Source organism: Streptosporangium sp. NPDC049078 (genome assembly GCF_040648855.1).
GTDB lineage: Bacteria > Actinomycetota > Actinomycetes > Streptosporangiales > Streptosporangiaceae > Streptosporangium.
The window spans coordinates 170,188-191,585 of sequence record NZ_JBEZEL010000009.1 but is presented as its reverse complement, the minus strand read 5'-3'; the positions used below and the strand labels follow the sequence as shown (position 1 = coordinate 191,585).

Below are 21,398 nucleotides of genomic sequence, written 5' to 3'. Positions count from 1 at the left end.
CACTTCTGGATATGCCATCAAGAGTCACTCCCCCCACTCTGGAAACCGGGTGCGAGACGCCGGAAATGAATACCGTCCGCCAGGAACGGTAAACGCCTTGTTCAAAGGTCGTCAAGTTCCGCTCTTCATAGCGCGCGTCCAGTATTGACATAGTAGGCGCTACATGAAGTACTCATGATATGTCAGTGCCTTTGCGGCTATGTCATGACCCATCCCGAGCACGAGCCGGCAGGTACCCCTGGCTGCGGTGATCGAAGTCCTGGCAGAACAAGGTTTCGCGGGAGCCCTCGCCCCGCCGGGCACGCCGGAGCGGGCCCTCCGGAGATCCGGACTGCCCGCATTTCCCGGCAAAAACCGATCTCTTCCCGATAGTCTTCGGCGACCATCACCATCCGCCACCTTGACGACACACCGCGAAAAAGACGGAAATATAGGGGTTGAGGAAGCAACTTCGCGGCATTCGCGAAGTATCACGCGATGGCGGTAGGCCGCGAAAGCGATATTGGACGTGCTGGAAATGGATTTCTGATCCGCACGGAAAGGCGTCCGGCATTATGGGGGACCATGGGCGCGACGACCGTTTCCAGCCCTCCGCTCTCGTCCCGCCCGTCCCGTCCGTCTCGTCGACGGCCCCGCGGCACTCACGGCGGTCTCACCGCGCCACCACATGAAAACGGCGCCGGCCCCGGGCGGTGCCCGGGGCCGACGCCACCGCAAGATCCCTGCGTGCCGCCCTTCGCCGTGCTCAGGCGGTCGGCTTGACCAGCGGGAACAGGATGGTCTCGCGAATGTTCTTGCCGGTGAAGGCCATGATGAGACGGTCGATCCCAAGCCCCATGCCACCGGTGGGCGGCATCGCATATTCCAGGGCCGTGAGGAAATCCTCGTCAAGCTGCATGGCCTCCGCGTCGCCGCCCGCGGCGAGCAGGGACTGCTCGGTGAGGCGGCGGCGCTGCTCGACCGGGTCGTTCAGCTCCGAGTAACCGGTGCCCAGCTCGGTGCCGAAGCCGATCAGGTCCCACTTCTCGGTGAGGAGGGGGTTGTCCCGGTGGTTGCGCGCCAGCGGGGAGGTCTCCAGCGGATAGTCCATGACGAACGTGGGCTGGATGAGCGTGTGCTCGACGAGGGCCTCGAAGATCTCCTGGACCAGCTTGCCCTGACCCCACTTTGCGTCCCAGTGGATCTCCCGCGCGTCCGCGAGCTTGCGGACGTGCTCCAGGGGCGTCTCGGTGGTGACCTCCTCGCCCAGCGCCTCGGAGACCGATCCGTACAGGGTGATCCGCGGCCACTTCGCCAGCCCGAGATCGACCTCCTGGCCCTGGTGGACGACGACGGAGTGGCCGAGGGCCGCCATCACGGCCTTCTGGATCATCCGCTGGGTCAGGTCGGCGATGTCGTTGTAGTCGAGATACGTGCCGTACGCCTCCAGCATCGTGAACTCGGGGTTGTGGGTGGAGTCGGCGCCCTCGTTGCGGAAGTTGCGGTTGATCTCGAAGACCTTCTCCAGGCCGCCGACCACCAGCCGCTTGAGGTAGAGCTCGATCGCGATCCGGAGGTAGAGCTCCATGTCGTACGCGTTGATGTGGGTCCTGAAGGGCCTGGCCGTGGCTCCGCCGTGGATCGGCTGGAGCATCGGCGTCTCGACCTCCAGGTAGCCCTCCTCGTGCCAGAAGTCGCGGACGGCCCGGACCACGGCGCTGCGGGTGTGGGCCATCTTCCTGGCCTCGTCGTTGACGATGAGGTCGACGTAGCGCTGACGGACCCGCGCCTCGGGGTCGGTGAGCCCGGCGTGCTTCTCCGGCATCGGGCGCAGGCACTTCGACGTGATCGCCCAGCGGTCGGCGAGGATGGACAGCTCGCCCCTGCGGGAGGTGATGACCTCGCCCTCGATGCCCACGTGGTCACCGAGGTCGACGTCGCGCTTCCACGCGGCGAGGGACTCCTCGCCCACCCTGTCCAGGGAGACCATGATCTGGAGATCGCCCGAGCCGTCGCGGATGGTGGCGAAGCAGAGCTTGCCTCCGGTCCTGGACAGCATCACGCGGCCGGTGACACCCACTTTGTCGCCCGTCGCGGTGTCAGCGGAGAGATCGGCGTATTTCTGGCGGATCTCGGCGTTGGTCGCGGTGCGCGGGAAGTTCACCGGATAGGGGTCGACGTCCTCGGAACGGAGGCGGTCGAGCTTCTCCCGGCGTACGCGCATCTGCTCGGGCAGATCCTCGGCGGGGGTGGTCACGTCATCGGTCACAGTTCCAAAGGGTACCGATGCGGCGAACCCCGTGAGTTCCCCCCGTCCGGCACCGGGAGGGACTCTCCCGGTGCCCCGGCGTCCTCAGGGCGTGTTGCGGTGGTAGATCAGGCGCAGGCCGATCAGCGTGAGCCAGGGCTCGTGCATGTCGATCGAGCGGGCCTCGCTCACCACGAGCGGCGCCGCGCCGCCGGTGGCGACCACGGTGACGTCGTCGGGGTCGTCGGCGAGTTCCGCCGCCATCCGCTCGACGATCCCGTCGACCTGGCCGGCGAAGCCGTAGATGATGCCGGCCTGAAGCGCCTCGACGGTGTTCTTCGCGATCACGGAGCGAGGACGGATCAGCTCCACCTTGTGGAGTTGCGCCCCCGCCGTGGCGAGCGCGTCCACCGAGATCTCGATGCCGGGGGCGGTCACCGCGCCGACGTACTCCCCCTTGGCGGAGACGGCGTCGAAGGAGGTCGCGGTGCCGAAGTCGACGATGACGCACGGCCCGCCGTACAGCTGGATCGCCGCCAGCGCGTTGACGATGCGGTCGCTGCCGACCTCCTTCGGGTTGTCCATCCGCACCGGCACCCCGGTGCGGACGCCCGGCTCGACGATCACCGCGTTCACGTCGCCGTAGTAGCGGCGGCACATCTCACGCATCTCGTTGAGCACCGAGGGTACGGTGGAGCAGATCACGATGCCGTTGACGTCGGCGCCCTTGAGCAGCGGCGACTGCCCGAGCAGCCCCTGGAGCACGACGGCGATCTCGTCAGCCGTGCGCCGGGCGTCCGTGGCGATCCGCCAGTGCTCGATGACGTCCTCACCCTCGAAGAGTCCGAGAACGGTGTGAGTGTTGCCGACGTCGATGGCAAGCAGCATCAATTCCCCCGAAGGTCCAAGGCGATGTCCAGCGCCGGCGCCGAATGCGTGAGCGCGCCCACGGCAAGGTAGTCAACACCCGTTTCCGCCACGGCACGAGCGACCTGGAGGGTCAGTCCCCCGCTGGACTCCAGCCGCGCCCTGCCGTCCACCAGCCGTACGGCCCGCGCCAGCTCCTCGACGGTGAAATTGTCCAACAGGATCTCCTCCGCTCCCTCGGCCAGCACCGGCTCGATCTGGTCGATCCGATCGACCTCGACCTCGATCGGCAGGCCGGGAAAGGCGTCACGGACCGCCCGGAACGCCTCGGCGACCCCACCCGAGGCCACCACGTGATTGTCCTTGATCAGCGCGGCGTCCGAAAGTGACATGCGGTGATTGGTTCCGCCGCCGCACCGGACGGCGTACTTCTCCAGGGCCCGCAGTCCCGGCAGCGTCTTGCGGCTGTCCCTGATCCTGGCCCCGGTCCCCTCGACGGCCCGGACCCAGTGGCCGGTCAGGGTCGCGATGCCGGACAGGTGGGTGAGCAGGTTGAGCGCGGTGCGCTCGGCGGTCAGCAGGTCCCTGGTGGGACCGGTGACGGTCATCAGCACGTCGCCGACGGCGACGCGCTCGCCGTCCTTGACCCTGCGCTCGGTCACCAGGCGGCCCTGGCTGAGGTGGGAGAACGCGCCCTCGGCCACGGCCAGCCCCGCGACCACGCCGTCGGCGCGGGCCACCACGTCGGCGGTGGCGGTCTGGTCGGCGGGGATGGTGGCGACACTGGTGACGTCGCCCCCCTCCTGCAGGTCCTCGGCCGCGGCGGCCTCCAGGACCGCGGTCACCGCCCTCGGGTCCAGGCCCGCCTCGATGAGGTCGTTCTCCACCTGGGGCGGCAGCGCGCTCGCGCGCCGCCCGTGCGGTGCGTATGTCATGGCCAGCCCCTCCGCTGTCAGGGTGATGTCGAGGTGGCCCAGCCACCGGTCGTCGTTCCGCTCGGGAAAGTCCTCACGCCAGTGTGACCCCCGGGTCTCCTCGCGTTCGCGGGCGGCCGCCACGAGCGCGGAGGCGACCGTCAGCAGGTTGGTGGTCTCCCAGGACTCGGTGCACGGCTCGACCACCACCGGGGTCCACCTGAGGTTCAGCAGGGCCCTGGCGACCTCTCCCAGGGACTCCTGGCCGCGCAGCACGCTCGCTCCCCGGCTCATGTGCCCCTGGATCCTGCTCCGGGCCCTGGGGTCGATCAGTCCGGTGGGCCGGTCATCGGCGACCGGCCCACCCGTCGCCGGCTCGCCCACGACCGCCCCACTCGCGGCCGGCTCGTCTTCGACCGGCCGCGTCACACTCCCGGCGCTCCCGGCGCTCCCGGCGCTCCCGGCGCTCCCGGCGCTCCCGGCGAGGACGGTACGCGCCTCGTGGATGTCGGCGGCGATGCGCCCGGCGAAGACCAGACCTTCCAGCAGGGAGTTGGAGGCGAGCCGGTTGGCGCCGTGCACGCCGGTGCACGCGACCTCGCCGCACGCGTACAGGCCGGGCACGCTGGTACGGCCGCGCAGGTCGGCGCGGACACCGCCGCTGGCGTAGTGGGCGGCGGGCGCGACGGGGATCGGCTGGGTGACCGGGTCGATGCCGTGTTCCAGGCAGACCGCGTGGATCGTCGGGAAGCGGGTGCGCCACTTCTCCTCGCCGAAGTGGCGGGCGTCGAGATAGACGTGGTCGGCGCCGGTGGCGCGCATCCGCCGCATGATCGCCTTCGCCACGACGTCGCGGGGGGCGAGGTCCGCGAGCTCGTGGACGTCGCGCATGAACCGGGTGCCGTCCGCGTCGACCAGCACGGCCCCCTCGCCCCTCACCGCCTCGGAGATCAGCGGCTGCTGGCCGGTGGAGTGCTCGCCGAGCCAGAGGACGGTCGGGTGGAACTGGACGAACTCCAGGTCCCTGACGACGGCGCCCGCGCGCAGCGCGAGCGCCACTCCGTCGCCGGTGGAGACGAGGGGGTTGGTGGTGGCCGAGTAGACCTGTCCCATGCCTCCCGTGGCCAGCACCACGGCCCCAGCCGTGACCGCGCCCACCCCGTCGCGCTCACCCTCGCCCATGACGTGCAGGGTCACCCCCGCGGTGCGGCCCTCGGCGTCCTTGAGGAGGTCGAGGACGAGCGCGTGCTCGATCACCTCGATCCCCGACTCCCTCACGGCCTGGACGAGCGCCCTCTGCACCTCGGCCCCGGTGGCGTCGCCTCCCGCGTGCACGATGCGGTCGCGCCGGTGGCCGCCCTCCCTGGTGAGCTGGAGTGCCCCCGAGGCGTCGGTGTCGAACCGGGCGCCCATCGCGATCAGGCCGCGCAGCGCGTCGGGCCCCTCGGTCACCAGGGTCCGGACGGCCTCCTCGTCGCAGAGGCCCACTCCGGCGACGAGCGTGTCGGAGAGATGTTCCTCGGGGGTGTCCCGCGGGTCGAGCACGGCGGCGATGCCGCCCTGTGCCCAGCGGGTCGATCCCGAGGACAGGACGTCCTTGGTGACGACGAGGACCTTCGCCCCGGGGTCGAGGGCGGCGGACCGCAGTGCCAGGGTGAGGCCGGCGATGCCGGAGCCCACCACGACCACGTCCGCCCGTACCGTCCAGCCCGGAGCGGGAGCGGTCAACCTCTGGGGAATGGCCGGGATGCTCATAGCCGCCTCCTCGCGGGGCTCGTTAGAGGCCGTTCATTTCGTCAGTGTGACGATAACGCTCCCCGCGAATCGGCTGTTCCCCGGGGTGGGACATTTCGCCCGAATGCCGAAATCATGGCAGCTCGGGACCGTACACCCCGACGGAGGTCGAAACGGGAGCCCTCCTCCGCGACTCACGGGCCCCGCCGCCGAACGGCCGCGGATCAGCGAATGTCGAGCGTGACGTTGTCGATCAACCTGGTGGACCCCACCCTCGCGGCCACCGCGAGGATCGCCTCACCCGTGTGGTCGTCGCCGACCTCCGCGAAGGTCGCCGGGTCGACCAGGACGAGGTAGTCGACCGCGAGCGACGGCTCGGCCTCCAGGACGGCGAGGGCGGCCCGGCGGATCTCCGCGGGCGCGCGCCGCCCGGCTCCCACCCCAAGGGTGCGGGTCGCGCCGTCACCGCGGTCGAGAGCCTGCCCGGCCCCGGCCTCAAGGGCGCGGGACAGGGCGAGGGCCGCCACCCGGTCGTCCCGCGACAGGTAACGGTTGCGGCTGGACAGCGCCAGACCGTCCGGCTCGCGGACCGTGGGCCCCCCGAGGATCGAGACCGGCAGGTTCAGGTCGGCGACCATCCTGCGGATCATCGCGAGCTGCTGGGCGTCCTTCTGCCCGAACACCGCCACGTCCGGCTGGACCAGGTTGAACAGCTTCAGCACCACGGTCAGCACGCCGTCGAGGTGGCCCGGCCTGAACTCCCCCTCGACGACCGAGCCCATCTCGCCCGCGGACACGCCGACCTGCCTGTCCGGCAGGTACATGTCCTCGGCCGAAGGGGCGAACACCACGCCCACCCCCTCGGCCGCGCAGGCTTCGAGGTCGGCGTCGAACGTACGGGGATAGCGGGAGTAGTCCTCGGTGGGCCCGAACTGGAGCGGGTTCACGAAGATGCTCACCGCCACGTGCGCGGCTCTCTCGCGGGCCAGCCGGATGAGCGAGCGGTGTCCCTCGTGCAGCGCGCCCATCGTCGGTACGAGTGCCAGCGCGCTTCCCCCGGAAAGGGCGCCCGCGCCGATCCCCAGGGTCTCGCGGGCCTTGAGCAGCCCCGCACGGTCGTCCGCCACGATCATTGGAACCTCCCGGGGGTTCAGGTCCATTTGTTGCCGCCGAGGGCGTCCAGAAGGCGCTCGGCGGCCTCGGGCTTGAGCAACCCGGCCGCCAGCGCCCGGTCGGCGGTGAGTCTGGCCAGCGCCACGTAGGCGTCCGCCGCCTCGGGGGCGGCGAGGATGAGCGCGTCCACGTGTCTGCGGACGGTCCCCGCGTCGCCGCGCACCACCGGGCCGGTCAGCCCCGCGATGCCGAGCCGCAGCACGTTCTCCAGGGCCGCGCCGAGCAGCGGGCCGAGCATCCTGCCCGGCTGCTCCACGCCGATCCTCTCCAGCAGTTCCGAGGACTCCGCGACGAGCGTCACCATGTGGTTGGCCGCCCCCGCCAGGGCCGCGTGGTAGAGCGGCCGGTCCTCGTCGGCGATCCAGACCGGCTCGCCCTCCATCTCGATGACAAGGGCCTCGGCCACCGGGCGAAGCGCGTCGGGAGCGGTCACCCCGTACGAGATCCCGGTGAGGCGGCGCAGGTCGTCGTCGCGGCCGGTGAAGGTCATCACGGGGTGCAGCGCGAGCGGCAGCGCCCCGGCCTTGATCGCCGGGTTCAGCACGGCGAGGCCGTACGCGCCGCTGGTGTGCGCCACCAGCTTGCCGCGCAGGTCGGCGCCGGTCTCCACCAGGCCGGAGACCAGGTCCGGCAGTACGTCGTCGGGGACGGTGAGCAGGACGAGATCCGCGCCCGCCACCACGTCCTCGGGTCTCGCGGGGACGAGCCCGAGCCGCTCGACCGCCCGCTCCCTGGAGGCGTCGGAGACGCCGCTCGTCGCGACCACCCGGTGCCCCGCCCTGACGAGCGCGGCGCCGAGCGCCGAACCGACCTTGCCCGCTCCAACCACTCCGACGGCCAGCCGTGCCGGGCGATCGACTGCGTCCATGACGTCCCGTCCTTCGACCATGTGGGTTCCGTGCCCGATTGACCAGAGTAACGGGCCGTGCTGTCGCGACCGCGTCAAGACGCGTGTTCGGCAACGGAGGCGAGGTCTCCTCCCGGTATGCCCGGATCGGGCACACCGGGAGCGTACGTGACCCACGAAAGAGCCCGGAAACCCGGCCCATACGGTGATTCGGACGGCGACGCGCCGACGTGGCGTCGACAACGATCGTGCAAACCGATGACAGAATGCGGTCATGCACTCACTCGAAGCGTCGGCGCGCGTCGATCTCGTTCCCTCGCCCCGGCGGGTAGCGTCTGAGAGCGTGTGGCTCACCTGGCGTGCCGCGATGGAGCACGCCCTCTACGGCGAGAGCGGCTTCTATCTCCGGGAGCGTCCCTCCAGCCATTTCCGGACCTCGGTCGGCGCCTCCCCCGTCTTCGCCGAGGCCGTGCTGCGCGAGCTGGCCGCGATCGACGAGGCTCTGGGCGGCCCCGAGGTGCTCGACCTGGTCGACATCGGCGCCGGTGAGGGCAGGCTGGCGGCCGGTGTGCTCGCCGCGGCGCCGCCCGCGCTCCGGTCGAGACTGCGGGTCACCGCGGTCGACCTGGCGCCCCGGCCTTCGGCGCTGCCCGAGGAGATCGTCTGGGCGAAGGCCGCGCCGGACGGGATCCACGGGCTGGTGATCGCCAACGAGTGGCTCGACAACGTCCCCGTCGACATCGTGGAGCAGACGGCCGACGGCCCCCGGCTGGTCCTGGTCAACATCACGAACGGTGAGGAGCGGCTCGGTGACAGCCCCTCCGAGGCGGATCTCGCGTGGCTGGCCCGCTGGTGGCGGATGCGGGCCCCCGGCGAGCGTGCCGAGATCGGCAGGCCCCGCGACAGGGCGTGGGCCTCGGTGATCGTACGGCTGGCGCGCGGCCGGGCGATCGCGATCGACTACTCCCACGCGCTGGACGACCGGCCGCCGTACGGCACGCTCGCCGGATACCGGGACGGAGCGACGGTCGCGCCCGTGCCCGACGGGTCGTGCGACATCACCGCCCACGTGGCGCTCGACGCCTGCGCGGCCTCCGGCGAGAGCGCCGGAGCCGTCACGACGGCGCTGACCACGCAGCGCGAGGCGTTGCGCGCCCTGGGCGTCACCGGGAGCCGTCCGCCGGTCGAGCAGGCGGGAAACGACCCGCGCGGCTACCTGCGGGCCCTCACAAGGGCCTCCGAGGAGGCCGAGCTCATCGCCCCCGGCGGCCTCGGCGGCTTCGGCTGGCTCTCTCAGAGCCGCCACTGAGAGTGGCGAGCCCCCGGCGGAACGACCGATCGCTTCGCCGACACCGACGGGATGCGCCCCGGACCGGGCCGTCGGGCCGCGGGATGTCGCGGGATACGGTGCGGTCCGGGTTGTCGCGGTCCGGGTTGTCGCGGTCCGGGTCGTCGCCGGCCACCGTGTGCTCCGGACCGGTTCAGACCCGCACATCGAGGGCGGTGAGGCCCCGGATGACGTAGCCGGGACCCCAGGTGGGTTCGGTGACGAGTTCCATCTTCGGCGCCTTGCGCAGGAGGGCGCCGAAGGATTCGATCAGCTCCACCCTGGCCAGCGGCGCCCCGAGGCAGAAGTGGATGCCGGCGCCGAAGGAGATGTGCGGGTTGTCGGCCCGGCTCACGTCCAGGCGGGCGGGGTCGGCGAAGACCTCGGGATCGCGGTTGGCCGAGCCGAACAGCAGCGCCACCTCGGAGCCGCGCGGGATGTCGATCCCGCCCACCGAGACGTCCTCGAGCACCCAGCGTTCGAACATCTGCAGCGGGGTGTCCCAGCGCATCAGCTCCTCGATCGCCGTGGGCAGCAGGGTGTGGTCGGCGCGGAGCCGGTCGAGTTCCGCCTGGTTGCGGAAGAGCGACCACCAGCCGTTGCCGGTGACGTTCACGGTGGCCTCGTGTCCGGCGTTGAGCAGCAGCACGCAGGTGCCGACCAGTTCCTCCTCGGTGAGCCGGTCGCCCTCGTCGGCCACCAGGGCGAGCGCGCTGATCAGGTCGTCGCCGGGGTCGGCCCTTCGGGCGCGGGCCAGCTCGACGAGATAGGCGGAGAACTCCTCGGCCGCCCGTACGGCGGTGTGCTGGGCCTCGACCGACGGCTGGAGCTCGTACATGCCGCAGATGTCGGCCGACCAGAGGCGCAGCAGGTGCCGGTCGGACTCGGGGATGCCGAGCATCTCGGCGATCACGGTGACCGGAAGCGGCTCGGCGACCTCGGCGATCAGGTCGCCTCCGCCGCGCTCGACGAAGACGTCCACGAGCTCCTCGGCCATGCGGGCGATCTTGGGGCGGAGGGCCTGGACCATGCGGGGGGTGAACGCCTTCGAGACCAGCCGCCGGAGCCTGGTGTGCACCGGCGGCTCGACGTCGAGCATCCCTGCCCTGATCACCCGCCAGAACGGGTCCTGGAACTCGGGGTCGTCCGGCCTGCCGAACTCCTGGTGCGAGGCCATGTGCAGGTAGGACCGGCCGAGCCTGCGGTCTCGCAGCAGCGCGTTGACGTCGGCGTGCCTCGCCACCAGCCATTGGCCGGTCGGCTCGAAGAAGCCGACCGGCCGCTCCCGCCTCAGCTCGTCGTAGACGTCGTAGGGATGGGCGACGAATTCCGGATTCCAGGGATCAAAGCGCACGTAATCATCGTAATCCTGGTCAGGAGTCGGGCCGCTTGTCCGAATTTCCCTTTTCGGATGATTCATCCACTCCGTCCGCGGGACCGGTCCGGCTCGCCGGAACCCCCTGGGCCACCGCGGTCACCGGAGCCTCAGGATCGGCCCGGTGCGCAAGGTCCACCGAGTCCTTCGGGGCCGTGCCGTCCGTGCCGTCCACCGAGTCCGTACGACCCGACTGGTCCTCGGCACCGTAGCGAGAACGCAGCTCGACCGGCTTGCGCCTGCCCGCCTTGCCGCGCATCCGGATGTTCAGCAGCTCCACCAGCAGCGAGAACGCCATCGCGAAGTAGATGTAGCCCTTGGGGATGTGCTGCTCGAACCCCTCGGCGATGAGCACGACGCCGATCAGCACCAGGAAGGACAGGGCGAGCATCTTGATGCTCGGGTGCCGGTCCACGAAGCGGCTGATCGGCCCGGAGGCGATCAGCATCACGATGACCGAGACGATGACGGCCGCGATCATGACGCCCAGCTCGTCGACCATGCCGACCGCGGTGATCACCGAGTCGAGCGAGAAGACGACGTCGAGGATCATGATCTGGATGATCACCGAGGTGAAGGACGCCGCCACCTTGCCCTCGGAGTGGTGGGAGTCCCCCTCCAGGCTGCTGTGCATCTCGTGGACGCTCTTGCCCAGCAGGAACAGGCCTCCGAGTATCAGGATCAGGTCGCGCCCCGATATCCCCTGCCCGAAGACCTCGAACATCGGCGTCGTGAGCCTCACCACCCACGACAGCGCGAACAACAGGAGGAGACGGCTGAGCAGGGCGACGGAAATACCGATCTTGCGTGCCCTGTCACGCTGCGCGGGCGGGAGCTTGCCCACCAGGATCGAGATGAAGATGATGTTGTCGATCCCAAGGACGATCTCCAGGGCGACAAGGGTGAAAAAACCTATCCATATCTCGGGGTTGGTCACCCAATCCATGGCCTTCTCCTTCTTCGGCCGATTTCTTCGGCCAACGCTCGAACGCGCGATCATCCAGCCGGCTTGACCTTCTTCGGCTGACTCCAGGACGACCGGGAAAGGCCCCGAGTTCCTTCCTTTCATCACAACTCGCCGTCAATTCGCCGGACGCTCCCAGGCGCCGGCTCCTGCCCCGGATACCAGGACGCTCACCTTTCGGACTTGCGGGCCACTGCGGGACGTCGGTTATAGTGCCTCCGTAGGTCATGAGTGCCAGTGACAAGCCCCGGCTCGCTGGCCGGCAACCCTCGCGTCCGCGGCGGGGTGCCCCGGGTGAGGACCTGGTCCGGCACGAGGTGTGCCGGACAAGCGCGGGCTCCAGGCACCTGTGCCATGGGTTGGGGTCCGATGACCTCGAAGGAGCCATGGCGTGTCCACCCTCACGATCAGCACCCCCGCCACCCCCGCCGTCCCCGAGACCCGCGCGTCCGGTGACCGGCCGATCCCGGCCGTGCTCGGCTCGGACCTGGAGGTCCCGGTCAGGGGCGGCAGGCTCGTCCGCTACGCCAACCTCGACTACGCCGCGAGCGCCCCCTGTCTGGAGCCGGTGAGCGCCGCCGTCGCCGCCGCGCTCCCGGCCTACTCCAGCGTCCACCGCGGCGCCGGGTACGCGTCCCAGCTGACCACGGCCCGCTATGAGCAGGCCAGGCACACGGTGCGGGCCTTCGTCGGCGCCCGCCCCGACGACTCGGTGATCTTCACCCGCAACACCACGGACGCGACCAACCTGCTGGCCCGCAGCCTGCCCGAGGGCACCACCACCGTGGTCTTCGACACCGAGCACCACGCCTCGCTGCTGCCCTGGGAGCGGGTCGTGCGGCTCGCGGCCCCCGCCTTCCCCGGCGAGGCCGTCCGCGCCGTCGACGACGCCCTCGCCTCGATCGACGGCCCCAAGCTGCTCGTCGTGACCGCCGCCTCCAACGTCACCGGGGAGCTGTGGCCGATCGCGGCGCTCGCCCACATCGCCCACCGCCACGGTGCCCGCGTCCTCGTCGACGCCGCGCAGCTCGTCCCGCACCGCCGCCTCAACCTGACGGCCCTCGACCTGGACTACGTGGTCTTCTCCGGCCACAAGCTCTACGCGCCGTTCGGCACGGGCGCGCTGATCGGCCGTTCCGACTGGCTCGCCGACGCCGAGCCGTACCTGCGGGGCGGCGGGGCGGTGAAGGCCGTGAACGACGACGACACCGAGTGGCACGACGACCCCGAGGCGCGGCACGAGGCCGGAACCCCGAACGTGCTGGGCGCCATCGCGCTCGCCGCGGCCTGCGACGCGCTGTCCGCCACCGGCTGGACCCCGCTGGTCCGCGAGGAGGAGCACCTCCTCCGGCGCCTGAGGGCGGGCCTCGCAGGTGTCCCCGGCGTCCACGAGCTGTCCCTGTGGGGCCCGGACCACCCGCGCGTCGGCATCGTCTCCTTCGTGGTGGACGGCTTCACCGCCCGCGAGGTCGCCGAGGCCCTGTCCGGCGACTACGGCATCGGGGTCCGCGACGGCAAGTTCTGCGCCCACCCCTTCGTACGGCACCTGCTGGGCGCCAAGGACGGCGGCTGCGACGACGTCACCGCCTCCGCCGTCCGCGCCTCCATCGGCATCGGGACCACCTCCGAGCACGTCGACCGACTGATCGGCGCCCTGCGGGATCTTGCCTCGCGCGGCTGACGTGACAGCATGGCCCTATGACTGAAGGCGCGCGCCGTGAGCTGAGCGTGGGGATGGGGGCTGGAGCCGAGGCCGTACGGGGGGCGGACGGCAAGGACCTCGCGACCGAGGACATGGTCCTCAACATCGGGCCGCAGCACCCGTCCACGCACGGTGTGCTGCGGCTGCGGCTCACGCTGGACGGGGAGCGGATCGGCTCCGCCGAGCCGATCGTGGGCTACATGCACCGGGGCGCCGAGAAGCTCTTCGAGGTGCGCGACTACCGGCAGATCATCGTGCTGGCGAACCGGCACGACTGGCTGTCCGCGTTCGCCAACGAGCTGGGCGTCGTGCTCGCGGTGGAGCGGATGCTCGGCATGGAGGTGCCGGCGAGGGCGGTCTGGACGCGCACGCTGATGGCCGAGCTCAACCGGGTGCTCAGCCACCTGATGTTCCTCGGCTCCTACCCGCTGGAGCTCGGCGCGATCACCCCGGTCTTCTACGCGTTCCGGGAGCGCGAGACCCTCCAGGCCGTGATGGAGGAGATCTCCGGCGGGCGCATGCACTACATGTTCAACCGGGTCGGCGGCCTCAAGGAGGAGATCCCCGCGGGGTGGACCGGCCGGGTCGCCCAGGCCGTGGCCGACGTGCGGCGGCGACTGCCCGACATCGAGAACCTCATCGCCGGCAACGAGATCTTCCTCGCCCGCACGCGCGGGGTGGGCGTCCTCGACCGCGAGACGATCATGCAGTACGGCGTGAGCGGCCCGATCGCCCGCGCCTCCGGCGTCGACCTCGACCTGCGCAGGGACGAGCCGTACCTCGCCTACGGCGAGTTGCCGGTGAAGGTCGTCACCCGGTCGGCGGGAGACTGCCACGCCCGGTTCGAGGTGCTGCTCGAACAGGTGAAGGTCTCCCTCGACCTGGCCGACGTCTGCGTGCAGCGGCTCGTCGACCTGCCCCCGGGGCCGGTCAACCAGCGCCTGCCCAAGGTGCTGAAGGTGCCCGAGGGCCACACCTACGCCTGGACGGAGAGCCCGCTGGGCCTCAACGGCTACTACCTGGTCTCGCGCGGGGAGAAGACGCCGTGGCGGATGAAGCTCCGCTCGGCCTCCTTCAACAACGTCCAGGTGCTGCGCGAGATGCTCCCCGGCCACCTGGTCTCGGACATGGTCGCCATTCTGGGCTCGATGTTCTTCGTCGTCGGCGACATCGACAAGTAAGGCACGGTTGTAACCGCATGATCGAATCCGGCGGAGACCAGGAGAGGGCGACCCCCGTACCCTCCACACCTCCTCCCGCTCCTCCCGCGCCCTCCGCCTCGAAATCCCGGGAAACCCCCGGAACGCCGAAAACCTCCGGGCCATCCGGAACGCCAGGGACACCAGGAACCTCTGGGACTTCGGAAACCACCGAGAGCCGCTCCGGAAGCACCGCGACCTCGGATTCCGTACCGGCCGAGGTGCCTCCCGCCACGGACGGGCCGCGGCGGGACCGGTACGTCGACTGGCTGCGCGCGCTCAGCCTGATCGTCGTGGTCGTCTGGCACTGGGCGTTCACGATCCTGCAGTGGGGGCCCGACGGCCCCTCGCCGACGAGCCCGCTGGGCTTCACCTCGGGGCTGTGGATCCTCACGTGGCTGCTGCAGGTGCTGCCGCTCTTCTTCTACGTGGGCGGATACGTGCACCTCCTGTCGTGGAACCGGGCCTGCGAGCGCGGGGTCGGCATCGGCACCTTCGTGTGGCGGCGCATCCGGAGTCTCGCGATCCCCGCGCTCGCGCTCGCCGGGACCTGGATCGTGTTCGGTGTGATCGTGACGTGGGCGTTCGGGATCGAGTGGATGGGCCGCGTGGTCCTGCTCGTCATCAGCCCGCTCTGGTTCATCGGCGTCTACCTCGTGCTGATCGCCCTGCTGCCGATCTCGCTCTGGCTGCACCGGCACTACGACGTGCTCGCCCTGATCTGGCTGGCGGGGGCGGCGCTCGTCGTCGACGTGCTGCGGCTGCGCTACGGGTACGAGGCCGTGGGCTGGCTCAACATGATCATCGTCTGGGGGCTCGCCCACCAGGCCGGATTCTTCTACGACCGGGTGGTGGCGCTTCCCCGCCGCTTCGACGTCGCCATCCTGTGGACCGGGCTGTTCGCCCTCTTCGGCCTGGTCTACTCGGGCATCTACCCCGGGTCGATGGTGGGCGTTCCCGGCGACAAGCTGTCCAACATGGCGCCGCCCACCTTCGTCATCGTGGCCCTGCTGATCTTCCAGATCGGCCTGGTGGAGGTGTTGAGGCCGTCCATGGAACGCCTGCTCGTACGGCCCAGGTGGCAGCGCGTGAACGAGACGGTGAACCGGTTCGCGCTCCCGCTGTTCCTGTTCCACACGACCGGCATGGCGATCTGGGTGGCGCTCACCTGGTGGCTGGTGGGCAGCGGCCCCGGCGAGAGGGTACGGCTGGACCTGTTCTGGTGGCTGGAGCGTCCCCTCGCCATCGCCGGAGCGCTGATCTGCACGCTTCCGGTCATCATGCTCTTCGGACGCCAGTGGACGGCGAGGCGCCGCTAGCGCGGTGTCTCAGCGCGGGGTCTCAGCGCTCGTCGCCCGCGGAGTCCTTGGGAACCCGGCAGCAGTGCTCCAGGTACAGGGCCGCGCAGACCAGCAGCACGCACGCCAGCAGCGACCCGCCGGTGATGAAGAAGTCCCTGCGGGGGACCTCCTGCTCCAGCATCTCCACCGTGTGGACGGTGAACCCGGCGAAGATCCCGCCGAAGACCGCGCCACCGAACGCGGAGGCCTTGGCGAGGGCGGCCAGACGGGCCACGGCGAGGGGCTCGACCGGCTCGGTGTCGGGCTTGCGCTCGATCCTGGCCTTCGTCATCCACCCGGTGTAGAACTCGCCGATCGCGAGCAGCAGCACCGTCGGGATCGCCGTCCACGGCACGGTCGGCAGGGACGAGTAGAGCGGCCTGAGCAGCGCCCAGGTGAGGATCGCGAACACGATGAGAAGCCCGACGAGAACGCCGGGGCGGGTCGGCCTCACGCGGGCCCCCGCAGGATCAGGTCGGGACGCGGCCGTACGTAACCCTGGTCGAGACCGGCGAGCAGGTCGGCCACCCGGCGCCCGGACAGGACCGCCCCGGGATCGGCCCGCACCCAGGGGACCAGCACGAACGCGCGCTCGTGCGCTCTGGGGTGCGGCAGCGTGAGGTCGGGATCGTCCATCACGACGTCCCCCACGGTGATCAGGTCGATGTCCAGCGTGCGCGCTCCCCAGCGCTCCACCCGGACCCTGCCGAAGGTGTTCTCCACACTGTGAGCACGATCGAGGAGCGCCCGAGGTTCCAGCGCGCTCTCGGCGATCACCACCGCGTTGAGATAGGCGCCCTGCTCGGGACCGCCGACCGGGTCGGTCTCGTAAACCGGCGACACCGCGACGAACGTGAGATCCGGCTTCTCGAAGAGGGCGTCGAGCGCGCCCCTCAGGGTCTCGAACCGGTCGCCCAGGTTGCCGCCGAGCGCCAGGACCACCCTCATGCCCGGCCCCGGGTGATCGTCACGATCACGTCGTCGAACGGCAGCGGGATCGGCGCGGCGGGTTTGTGCACGCTCACCTCCGCCACCTGGACGAGCTCGCGGGCGAGACAGACGTCGGCGAGGCGCTGGGCGAGCGTCTCGATCAGGTCGACCGGCTCGCCCCGCACGACCTCCGCGAGGTCCTCGGCGAGCTCGCCGTAGTGGACGGTCCTGGTCAGATCGTCCCCGGCCGCCGCCGGCGCCGTGTCGAGGAAGAGGGTGACGTCGACGACGAACTCCTGGCCGAGCTCCCGCTCCGCGGCCAGCACGCCGTGCCGGCCGCGCACCCGCAGCCCCTTCAGGCTGATCCGGTCGGCCGCGCCCGGCGGCAGGCCGTGCGCCGCGTCCCCGTACGCGCCGGGGGCCGGACCTTCCAGCGGGTCTCGAAGCGAACCCTCGGCCGGGCCGCCGACCGGCTCGTCGGCCGGATCCCCGATCAGGTCGCTGACGGCGTCGTCGATCCGCAGGGGCGTCTCGGGGGACGAGGGGGTCTCGGCGGCGATCACGCGGCCTCCTCGTCCTCGTCCTCGTCGTCCCCCTGCAGCACGGGCGAGCCGTGGTGCAGCCAGAGCCGCCACCCCGCCGACGTCCGCACGAAGGTGTTGCTCGCGACCACCTTGCCCGCCGCGAAGCTGGCGTCACCTTCGTCGCCGGCGGTGAGGATGTTCTCCTCGCAGGTGAGGATGGCGACGTCGCCCAGGACCATGACCCGCACGTCGGTCAGCACGAACTGGATGTAGGGCGTGTTGGCCATGATGAGCGCCCACGAGCGCAGCACCTCCTGCCGGCCGTTCACGATCGGCCAGCCGGGGTGGACGCAGCTCACCTGCTCACCCTCGATGTCCTCGGCCCAGATCTCGGTCATCCTGTCGAGGTCGGCGTCCTCGATGGCGGTGTAGAACGCCTGGTTGACCGTTTCGACGGCGGTGGTGTCGACGCTCATGATCTCGCTCCCTGAACTGCGGCAGCCACACGGACGGCGTCCGCGTTCGGGCGGACGTCGTGCACGCGTACACACCAGGCCCCCGCCTGCGCGGCGAGCGCGGTCACGGCGAGCGTGGCGTCGTCACTACGACTGAAAGGGCGCGGCGCGCCGTCCCGGTCGGCCAGGAGGCGACCCAGGAAGCGTTTCCGCGAGGCTCCGATGATCAGCGGGTATCCCAGCTCTCCGAGCCTGTCGATGCCCGCGATCAGAGCCCAGTTGTGTTCGGGGTTCTTGGAGAAGCCCAGCCCCGGATCGAGCACGATCTGCTCCTCGGCCACGCCTTCGGCCAGCACGGAGGCGACCCGCTTGGCGAGCTCCTCGCGCACCTCGGTCACCACGTCGCCGTACACGGCCCTGCGGTCCATGGCGTGACTGTGCCCCCGCCAGTGCATCACCACGTACGGCACGCCCGAGGCGGCCACGACCCTCGGCATCGCCGGGTCGGCGAGCCCTCCGCTCACGTCGTTGACCAGTTTCGCCCCTGCCTCCACGGCCATCTGGGCGACCTCGGCCCGCATGGTGTCGACGCTCACGGTGACGCCCTCGCGGCTCAGCTCCCTGATCACCGGCTCGACCCTGGCCAGCTCCTCCTCCAGGGGCACCCGCGCGGCGCCGGGCCTGGTGGACTCGCCGCCCACGTCGACGATGTCGGCGCCCTGCTCGACCAGCTCCAGGCCGTGACGCACGGCCACCACCGGGTCGAACCACCTGCCGCCGTCGGAGAAGGAGTCGGGAGTGACGTTGACCACGCCCATAACGAGGCACCGGCCCGCGTCCGGCAGCCCGGGCACACTCCACGTCGTCATGGCGACCAGCCTAGGCGTTGCGCACCATACGCCCGTCTCGTGGGTCCGGCTTGTGCCATAACGAATCCGCACACCCGTCACCGGGCGGACGGCCCTCGGGGACGTCTGGCCGGCATGCGTTCTCCTCCAGCTCCTGCGGACGCGGGCGGCGTACGCCCGGCGGCGTCCGACGCGAGCAACGTACCAGGCACCGGTCGGCCGTGACGGAGAATCAGGGCTTCCGGCCACAACCCTCCACAACGCGGAAACCCCGCCGGGGCCGCCGATCGGCGGTCCTGACGGGGTGTGTCTCGAATGCACGCGTGAAGGCGATCAGCGGATGATGAGGGCCATCGCCTCGGCGCGGGTCTTGTCACTGTCGCGGAAGCTTCCGCGCACGGCCGAGGTGATCGTCTTGGCACCGGGCTTGCGCACACCCCGCATGGTCATGCAGAGGTGCTCACACTCGATCACCACGATCACCCCCCGCGGCTCCAGCACGTTCATGAGCGCGTCGGCGATCTGGGAGGTCATCCTCTCCTGCACCTGGGGACGCCTGGCGTACACGTCGACGAGGCGGGCGAGCTTGGACAGGCCGGTGACCTGGCCCTTCTCGTTGGGGATGTAGCCGACGTGGGCGACGCCGTGGAACGGCACGAGGTGGTGCTCGCAGGTCGAGTAGACCTCGATGTCGCGGACGAGCACCATCTCGTCGTGGTCGACGTCGAAGACCGTGGTCAGGACGTCTTCCGGGGTCTGCCCCAGCCCGGCGAACTGCTCGGCGTAGGCGCGGGCGACCCTGGCGGGGGTCGCCTGGAGCCCGTCACGGTCGGGATCCTCACCGATGGCGATGAGGATCTCACGAACAGCGTTTTCCAGCCGGACCGTGTCGACCTGGAGCGGCCTGGCACCCGCCACGCTCAGTTCACGTCCTTGGGCGCGGTGTCGGGGTGACCCGTCCCCGCCGGAAGGGCGCCGTTGCCGTCGGCCTGCTCGCCCGGGGGGAGCGTGCCGTTGCCCGACTGCTCCTTGCGGGAGAGGATCGGCGGGCGGTTGGAGGGCAGCCGCTTGCCGTAACCGGAGTAGGAGGGCCTCTTCTCCCTGACGACGACCGGGGCGAAGATCTGCAGGACCTGGTCGCGGGAGAGGGTCTCCTTCTCCATCAGCTCAAGCACCAGGTTGTCGAGCACGTCGCGGTATTCGACGAGGATCTCCCAGGCCTGGTCGTGGCCGGACTCGATGAGGCGGCGGACCTCCTCGTCGATCGTGGAGGCGATCTTCTCGGAGTAGTCGCGCTCGTGACCCATCTCGCGGCCGAGGAAGACCTCGCCGTTGCCGCTGCCGAACTTACGGGCGCCGAGCTGCTCGCTCATGCCGTACTCGGTGACCATGCGGCGGGCGATGGAGGTGGCCTTCTCGATGTCGTTGGAGGCGCCGGTGGTGGGCTCGTGGAAGACGAGCTCTTCGGCCGTACGGCCACCGAGGAGCATCGCGAGCTGGTCCAGCATCTCCGAGCGGGTCGCGAGGAACTTGTCCTCCATCGGCAGCGTCATCGTGTAGCCGAGGGCGCGTCCGCGGGACAGAATCGTGATCTTGTGGACCGGGTCGGAGTTGGGCAGCGCGTGCGCGACCAGGGCGTGTCCGCCCTCGTGGTACGCGATGATCTTCTTTTCCTGGTCCGACATGAGGCGCGACTTGCGCTCGGGACCGGCCATCACCCGGTCGATGGACTCCTCGAGCAGCTCCATCGTGATCAGCTTCTGGTCGGCCCGGGCGGTGAGCAGCGCGGCCTCGTTGATCACGTTGGCCAGGTCGGCACCGGTGAAACCGGGCGTCCTGCGGGCGATGATGTCGAGGTCGACGCCCTCGGCGAAGGGCTTGCCGCGGCCGTGCACCTTGAGGATGCCCTTGCGGCCCTCCAGGTCGGGGCGGTCGACGGTGACCTGGCGGTCGAAACGACCGGGGCGCAGCAGCGCCGGGTCGAGGATGTCGGGGCGGTTCGTCGCGGCGATCAGGATCACGCCGCCCTTGACGTCGAAGCCGTCCATCTCGACGAGGAGCTGGTTCAGCGTCTGCTCGCGCTCGTCGTGGCCGCCGCCGAGACCGGCACCGCGGTGGCGGCCCACCGCGTCGATCTCGTCGATGAAGATGATCGCCGGAGCGTTCGCCTTCGCCTGCTCGAACAGGTCGCGGACCCGGGAGGCGCCGACGCCGACGAACATCTCGACGAAGTCGGAACCGGAGATGGAGTAGAACGGCACCCCGGCCTCACCGGCGACGGCCCTGGCGAGCAGGGTCTTACCGGTGCCGGGCGGGCCGTAGAGCAGGACGCCCTTGGGGATCTTGGCGCCGATCGCCTGGAACTTCGTCGGGGCCTGCAGGAACTCCTTGATCTCCTGGAGCTCCTCGATCGCCTCGTCGGCACCCGCGACGTCGGCGAAGGTGGTCTTGGGGGTGTCCTTGGTGATGAGTTTCGCCTTCGACTTGCCGAAGTTCATCACCCGCGAGCCGCCGCCCTGCATCTGGTTCATGATGAACAGGAAGATCAGCACGATGATGACGATCGGCAGGAAGCTCACCAGGAGCCCGAGAAGGAAGTTCTCCCTGGGCACCTCGACGTTGTATCCACCGGGCAGCTTGTTGGCCGACTCCGCCGCCTGCAGCTTGTCGGCGAGCTGTATGCCCTGGCCGGTCACCCACATGGAGTAGTAGCGCTTCTTGTCGGTCAGAGTGACCTCGATGCGCTGGTCCTTGTCGATGATCTTGGCGTTGGAGACCTTGCCCTCGTCGATCCAGCTGACGATCTGTGAGGTGTCTCGCCTCTCGAAGTCGCCCTCACCGCCCCACATCGTGGTGACGAGAAGGAGCAGAACGACGATGCCCAGGATCCACAGCAGTGGCCCACGTGTAAATCGCTTGAGATCCATCCGATGCGGAACCCCGGCGGGCCCGTCCCTTCCTGACCAGAGCCT

Annotated in this window: 18 protein-coding genes and 1 riboswitch; of the genes, 4 read left to right on the top strand and 14 right to left on the bottom strand. The window is 70.1% G+C overall.

Annotated elements, in window-relative coordinates:
* Positions 1–745 precede the first annotated feature (745 nt).
* From lysX to AB0B90_RS17125, 5 genes are all read right to left on the bottom strand, one after another.
* Positions 746–2,248, bottom strand: a complete 1,503-nt coding sequence (gene lysX / locus AB0B90_RS17145) for a bifunctional lysylphosphatidylglycerol synthetase/lysine--tRNA ligase LysX (RefSeq protein ID WP_350941529.1) — start codon at positions 2,246–2,248, stop codon at positions 746–748.
* A gap of 84 nt (positions 2,249–2,332) precedes the next feature.
* Positions 2,333–3,115, bottom strand: a complete 783-nt coding sequence (locus AB0B90_RS17140; protein ID WP_350941530.1) for a type III pantothenate kinase — start codon at positions 3,113–3,115, stop codon at positions 2,333–2,335.
* Positions 3,115–5,763: an L-aspartate oxidase gene (locus AB0B90_RS17135; protein WP_362923306.1), complete on the bottom strand. Its 2,649-nt coding sequence runs from the start codon at positions 5,761–5,763 to the stop codon at positions 3,115–3,117. The genes AB0B90_RS17140 and AB0B90_RS17135 overlap by 1 nt, the downstream gene beginning before the upstream one ends.
* A 203-nt stretch (positions 5,764–5,966) precedes the next feature.
* Positions 5,967–6,875, bottom strand: a complete 909-nt coding sequence (gene panC, locus AB0B90_RS17130) for a pantoate--beta-alanine ligase (protein WP_362923304.1) — start codon at positions 6,873–6,875, stop codon at positions 5,967–5,969.
* Positions 6,876–6,892: 17 nt separating this feature from the next.
* Complete coding sequence (locus AB0B90_RS17125) at positions 6,893–7,783, bottom strand: DUF2520 domain-containing protein (protein WP_350941534.1); 891 nt, start codon at positions 7,781–7,783, stop codon at positions 6,893–6,895.
* A 253-nt stretch (positions 7,784–8,036) separates the two neighbouring features.
* Between AB0B90_RS17125 and AB0B90_RS17120 the strand changes: the two genes are divergently transcribed.
* Complete coding sequence (locus AB0B90_RS17120) at positions 8,037–9,071, top strand: SAM-dependent methyltransferase (protein ID WP_350941536.1); 1,035 nt, start codon at positions 8,037–8,039, stop codon at positions 9,069–9,071.
* Between the two features lie 172 nt (positions 9,072–9,243).
* Here AB0B90_RS17120 and AB0B90_RS17115 read toward each other — a convergent pair whose 3' ends face one another.
* Together AB0B90_RS17115 and AB0B90_RS17110 are read right to left on the bottom strand one after the other, a co-directional pair.
* Entirely contained in the window at positions 9,244–10,443 is a 1,200-nt protein-coding gene (locus AB0B90_RS17115; RefSeq protein WP_362923302.1) for a cytochrome P450, read from the bottom strand.
* 19 nt (positions 10,444–10,462) lie between these two features.
* Positions 10,463–11,410 (bottom strand): TerC family protein, encoded by a 948-nt coding sequence (locus tag AB0B90_RS17110; RefSeq protein WP_350941539.1) that lies wholly within the window; start codon positions 11,408–11,410, stop codon positions 10,463–10,465.
* A 241-nt stretch (positions 11,411–11,651) separates the two neighbouring features.
* Positions 11,652–11,767: riboswitch (SAM riboswitch) on the top strand.
* Positions 11,768–11,891: 124 nt separating this feature from the next.
* Here AB0B90_RS17110 and AB0B90_RS17105 point away from each other — a divergent pair.
* The 3 genes from AB0B90_RS17105 to AB0B90_RS17095 all read left to right on the top strand — a co-directional run bounded on the left by AB0B90_RS17105 (position 11,892) and on the right by AB0B90_RS17095 (position 15,648).
* Positions 11,892–13,109: an aminotransferase class V-fold PLP-dependent enzyme gene (locus AB0B90_RS17105; protein WP_350943517.1), complete on the top strand. Its 1,218-nt coding sequence runs from the start codon at positions 11,892–11,894 to the stop codon at positions 13,107–13,109.
* Between the two features lie 17 nt (positions 13,110–13,126).
* Positions 13,127–14,311: an NADH-quinone oxidoreductase subunit D gene (locus AB0B90_RS17100; RefSeq protein WP_362923299.1), complete on the top strand. Its 1,185-nt coding sequence runs from the start codon at positions 13,127–13,129 to the stop codon at positions 14,309–14,311.
* 239 nt (positions 14,312–14,550) lie between these two features.
* Positions 14,551–15,648, top strand: a complete 1,098-nt coding sequence (locus tag AB0B90_RS17095; RefSeq protein WP_362897993.1) for an acyltransferase — start codon at positions 14,551–14,553, stop codon at positions 15,646–15,648.
* Between the two features lie 22 nt (positions 15,649–15,670).
* Here AB0B90_RS17095 and AB0B90_RS17090 read toward each other — a convergent pair whose 3' ends face one another.
* From AB0B90_RS17090 to ftsH, 7 genes are all read right to left on the bottom strand, one after another.
* The gene (locus tag AB0B90_RS17090; protein WP_350941545.1) at positions 15,671–16,123 is read right to left on the bottom strand and encodes a DUF3180 domain-containing protein; all 453 of its coding nucleotides are present in this window, start codon (positions 16,121–16,123) and stop codon (positions 15,671–15,673) included.
* The gene (gene folK / locus AB0B90_RS17085; protein WP_350941546.1) at positions 16,120–16,617 is read right to left on the bottom strand and encodes a 2-amino-4-hydroxy-6-hydroxymethyldihydropteridine diphosphokinase; all 498 of its coding nucleotides are present in this window, start codon (positions 16,615–16,617) and stop codon (positions 16,120–16,122) included. Before folK ends, AB0B90_RS17090 begins: the two co-directional genes overlap by 4 nt.
* The gene (gene folB, locus AB0B90_RS17080) at positions 16,614–16,988 is read right to left on the bottom strand and encodes a dihydroneopterin aldolase (RefSeq protein WP_350943518.1); all 375 of its coding nucleotides are present in this window, start codon (positions 16,986–16,988) and stop codon (positions 16,614–16,616) included. Before folB ends, folK begins: the two co-directional genes overlap by 4 nt.
* A 170-nt stretch (positions 16,989–17,158) precedes the next feature.
* Positions 17,159–17,599 carry a nuclear transport factor 2 family protein gene (locus AB0B90_RS17075; protein WP_350941547.1) on the bottom strand — a complete coding sequence of 147 codons (441 nt, stop codon included), beginning with the start codon at positions 17,597–17,599 and terminating at the stop codon, positions 17,159–17,161.
* Positions 17,596–18,447, bottom strand: a complete 852-nt coding sequence (folP, locus tag AB0B90_RS17070; RefSeq protein ID WP_362923297.1) for a dihydropteroate synthase — start codon at positions 18,445–18,447, stop codon at positions 17,596–17,598. Before folP ends, AB0B90_RS17075 begins: the two co-directional genes overlap by 4 nt.
* A 312-nt stretch (positions 18,448–18,759) precedes the next feature.
* The gene (folE, locus tag AB0B90_RS17065) at positions 18,760–19,344 is read right to left on the bottom strand and encodes a GTP cyclohydrolase I FolE (protein WP_362898000.1); all 585 of its coding nucleotides are present in this window, start codon (positions 19,342–19,344) and stop codon (positions 18,760–18,762) included.
* A gap of 2 nt (positions 19,345–19,346) precedes the next feature.
* Entirely contained in the window at positions 19,347–21,353 is a 2,007-nt protein-coding gene (ftsH, locus tag AB0B90_RS17060) for an ATP-dependent zinc metalloprotease FtsH (protein WP_350941550.1), read from the bottom strand.
* Between the last annotated feature and the right edge of the window lie 45 nt (positions 21,354–21,398).

Excerpts from the sequence above, each read along its gene's own strand:
- AB0B90_RS17100 (WP_362923299.1), top strand. The coding sequence starts at position 13,127 with ATGACTGAAGGCGCGCGCCGTGAGCTGAGCGTGGGGATGGGGGCTGGA.
- AB0B90_RS17075 (WP_350941547.1), bottom strand. The coding sequence starts at position 17,599 with ATGAGCGTCGACACCACCGCCGTCGAAACGGTCAACCAGGCGTTCTAC.
- AB0B90_RS17110 (WP_350941539.1), bottom strand. The coding sequence starts at position 11,410 with ATGGATTGGGTGACCAACCCCGAGATATGGATAGGTTTTTTCACCCTT.
- folP (WP_362923297.1), bottom strand. The coding sequence starts at position 18,447 with ATGACGACGTGGAGTGTGCCCGGGCTGCCGGACGCGGGCCGGTGCCTC.
- AB0B90_RS17140 (WP_350941530.1), bottom strand. The coding sequence starts at position 3,115 with ATGCTGCTTGCCATCGACGTCGGCAACACTCACACCGTTCTCGGACTC.
- AB0B90_RS17125 (WP_350941534.1), bottom strand. The coding sequence starts at position 7,783 with ATGGACGCAGTCGATCGCCCGGCACGGCTGGCCGTCGGAGTGGTTGGA.
- AB0B90_RS17135 (WP_362923306.1), bottom strand. The coding sequence starts at position 5,763 with ATGAGCATCCCGGCCATTCCCCAGAGGTTGACCGCTCCCGCTCCGGGC.
- AB0B90_RS17120 (WP_350941536.1), top strand. The coding sequence starts at position 8,037 with ATGCACTCACTCGAAGCGTCGGCGCGCGTCGATCTCGTTCCCTCGCCC.
- ftsH (WP_350941550.1), bottom strand. The coding sequence starts at position 21,353 with ATGGATCTCAAGCGATTTACACGTGGGCCACTGCTGTGGATCCTGGGC.
- folK (WP_350941546.1), bottom strand. The coding sequence starts at position 16,617 with ATGAGGGTGGTCCTGGCGCTCGGCGGCAACCTGGGCGACCGGTTCGAG.
- panC (WP_362923304.1), bottom strand. The coding sequence starts at position 6,875 with ATGATCGTGGCGGACGACCGTGCGGGGCTGCTCAAGGCCCGCGAGACC.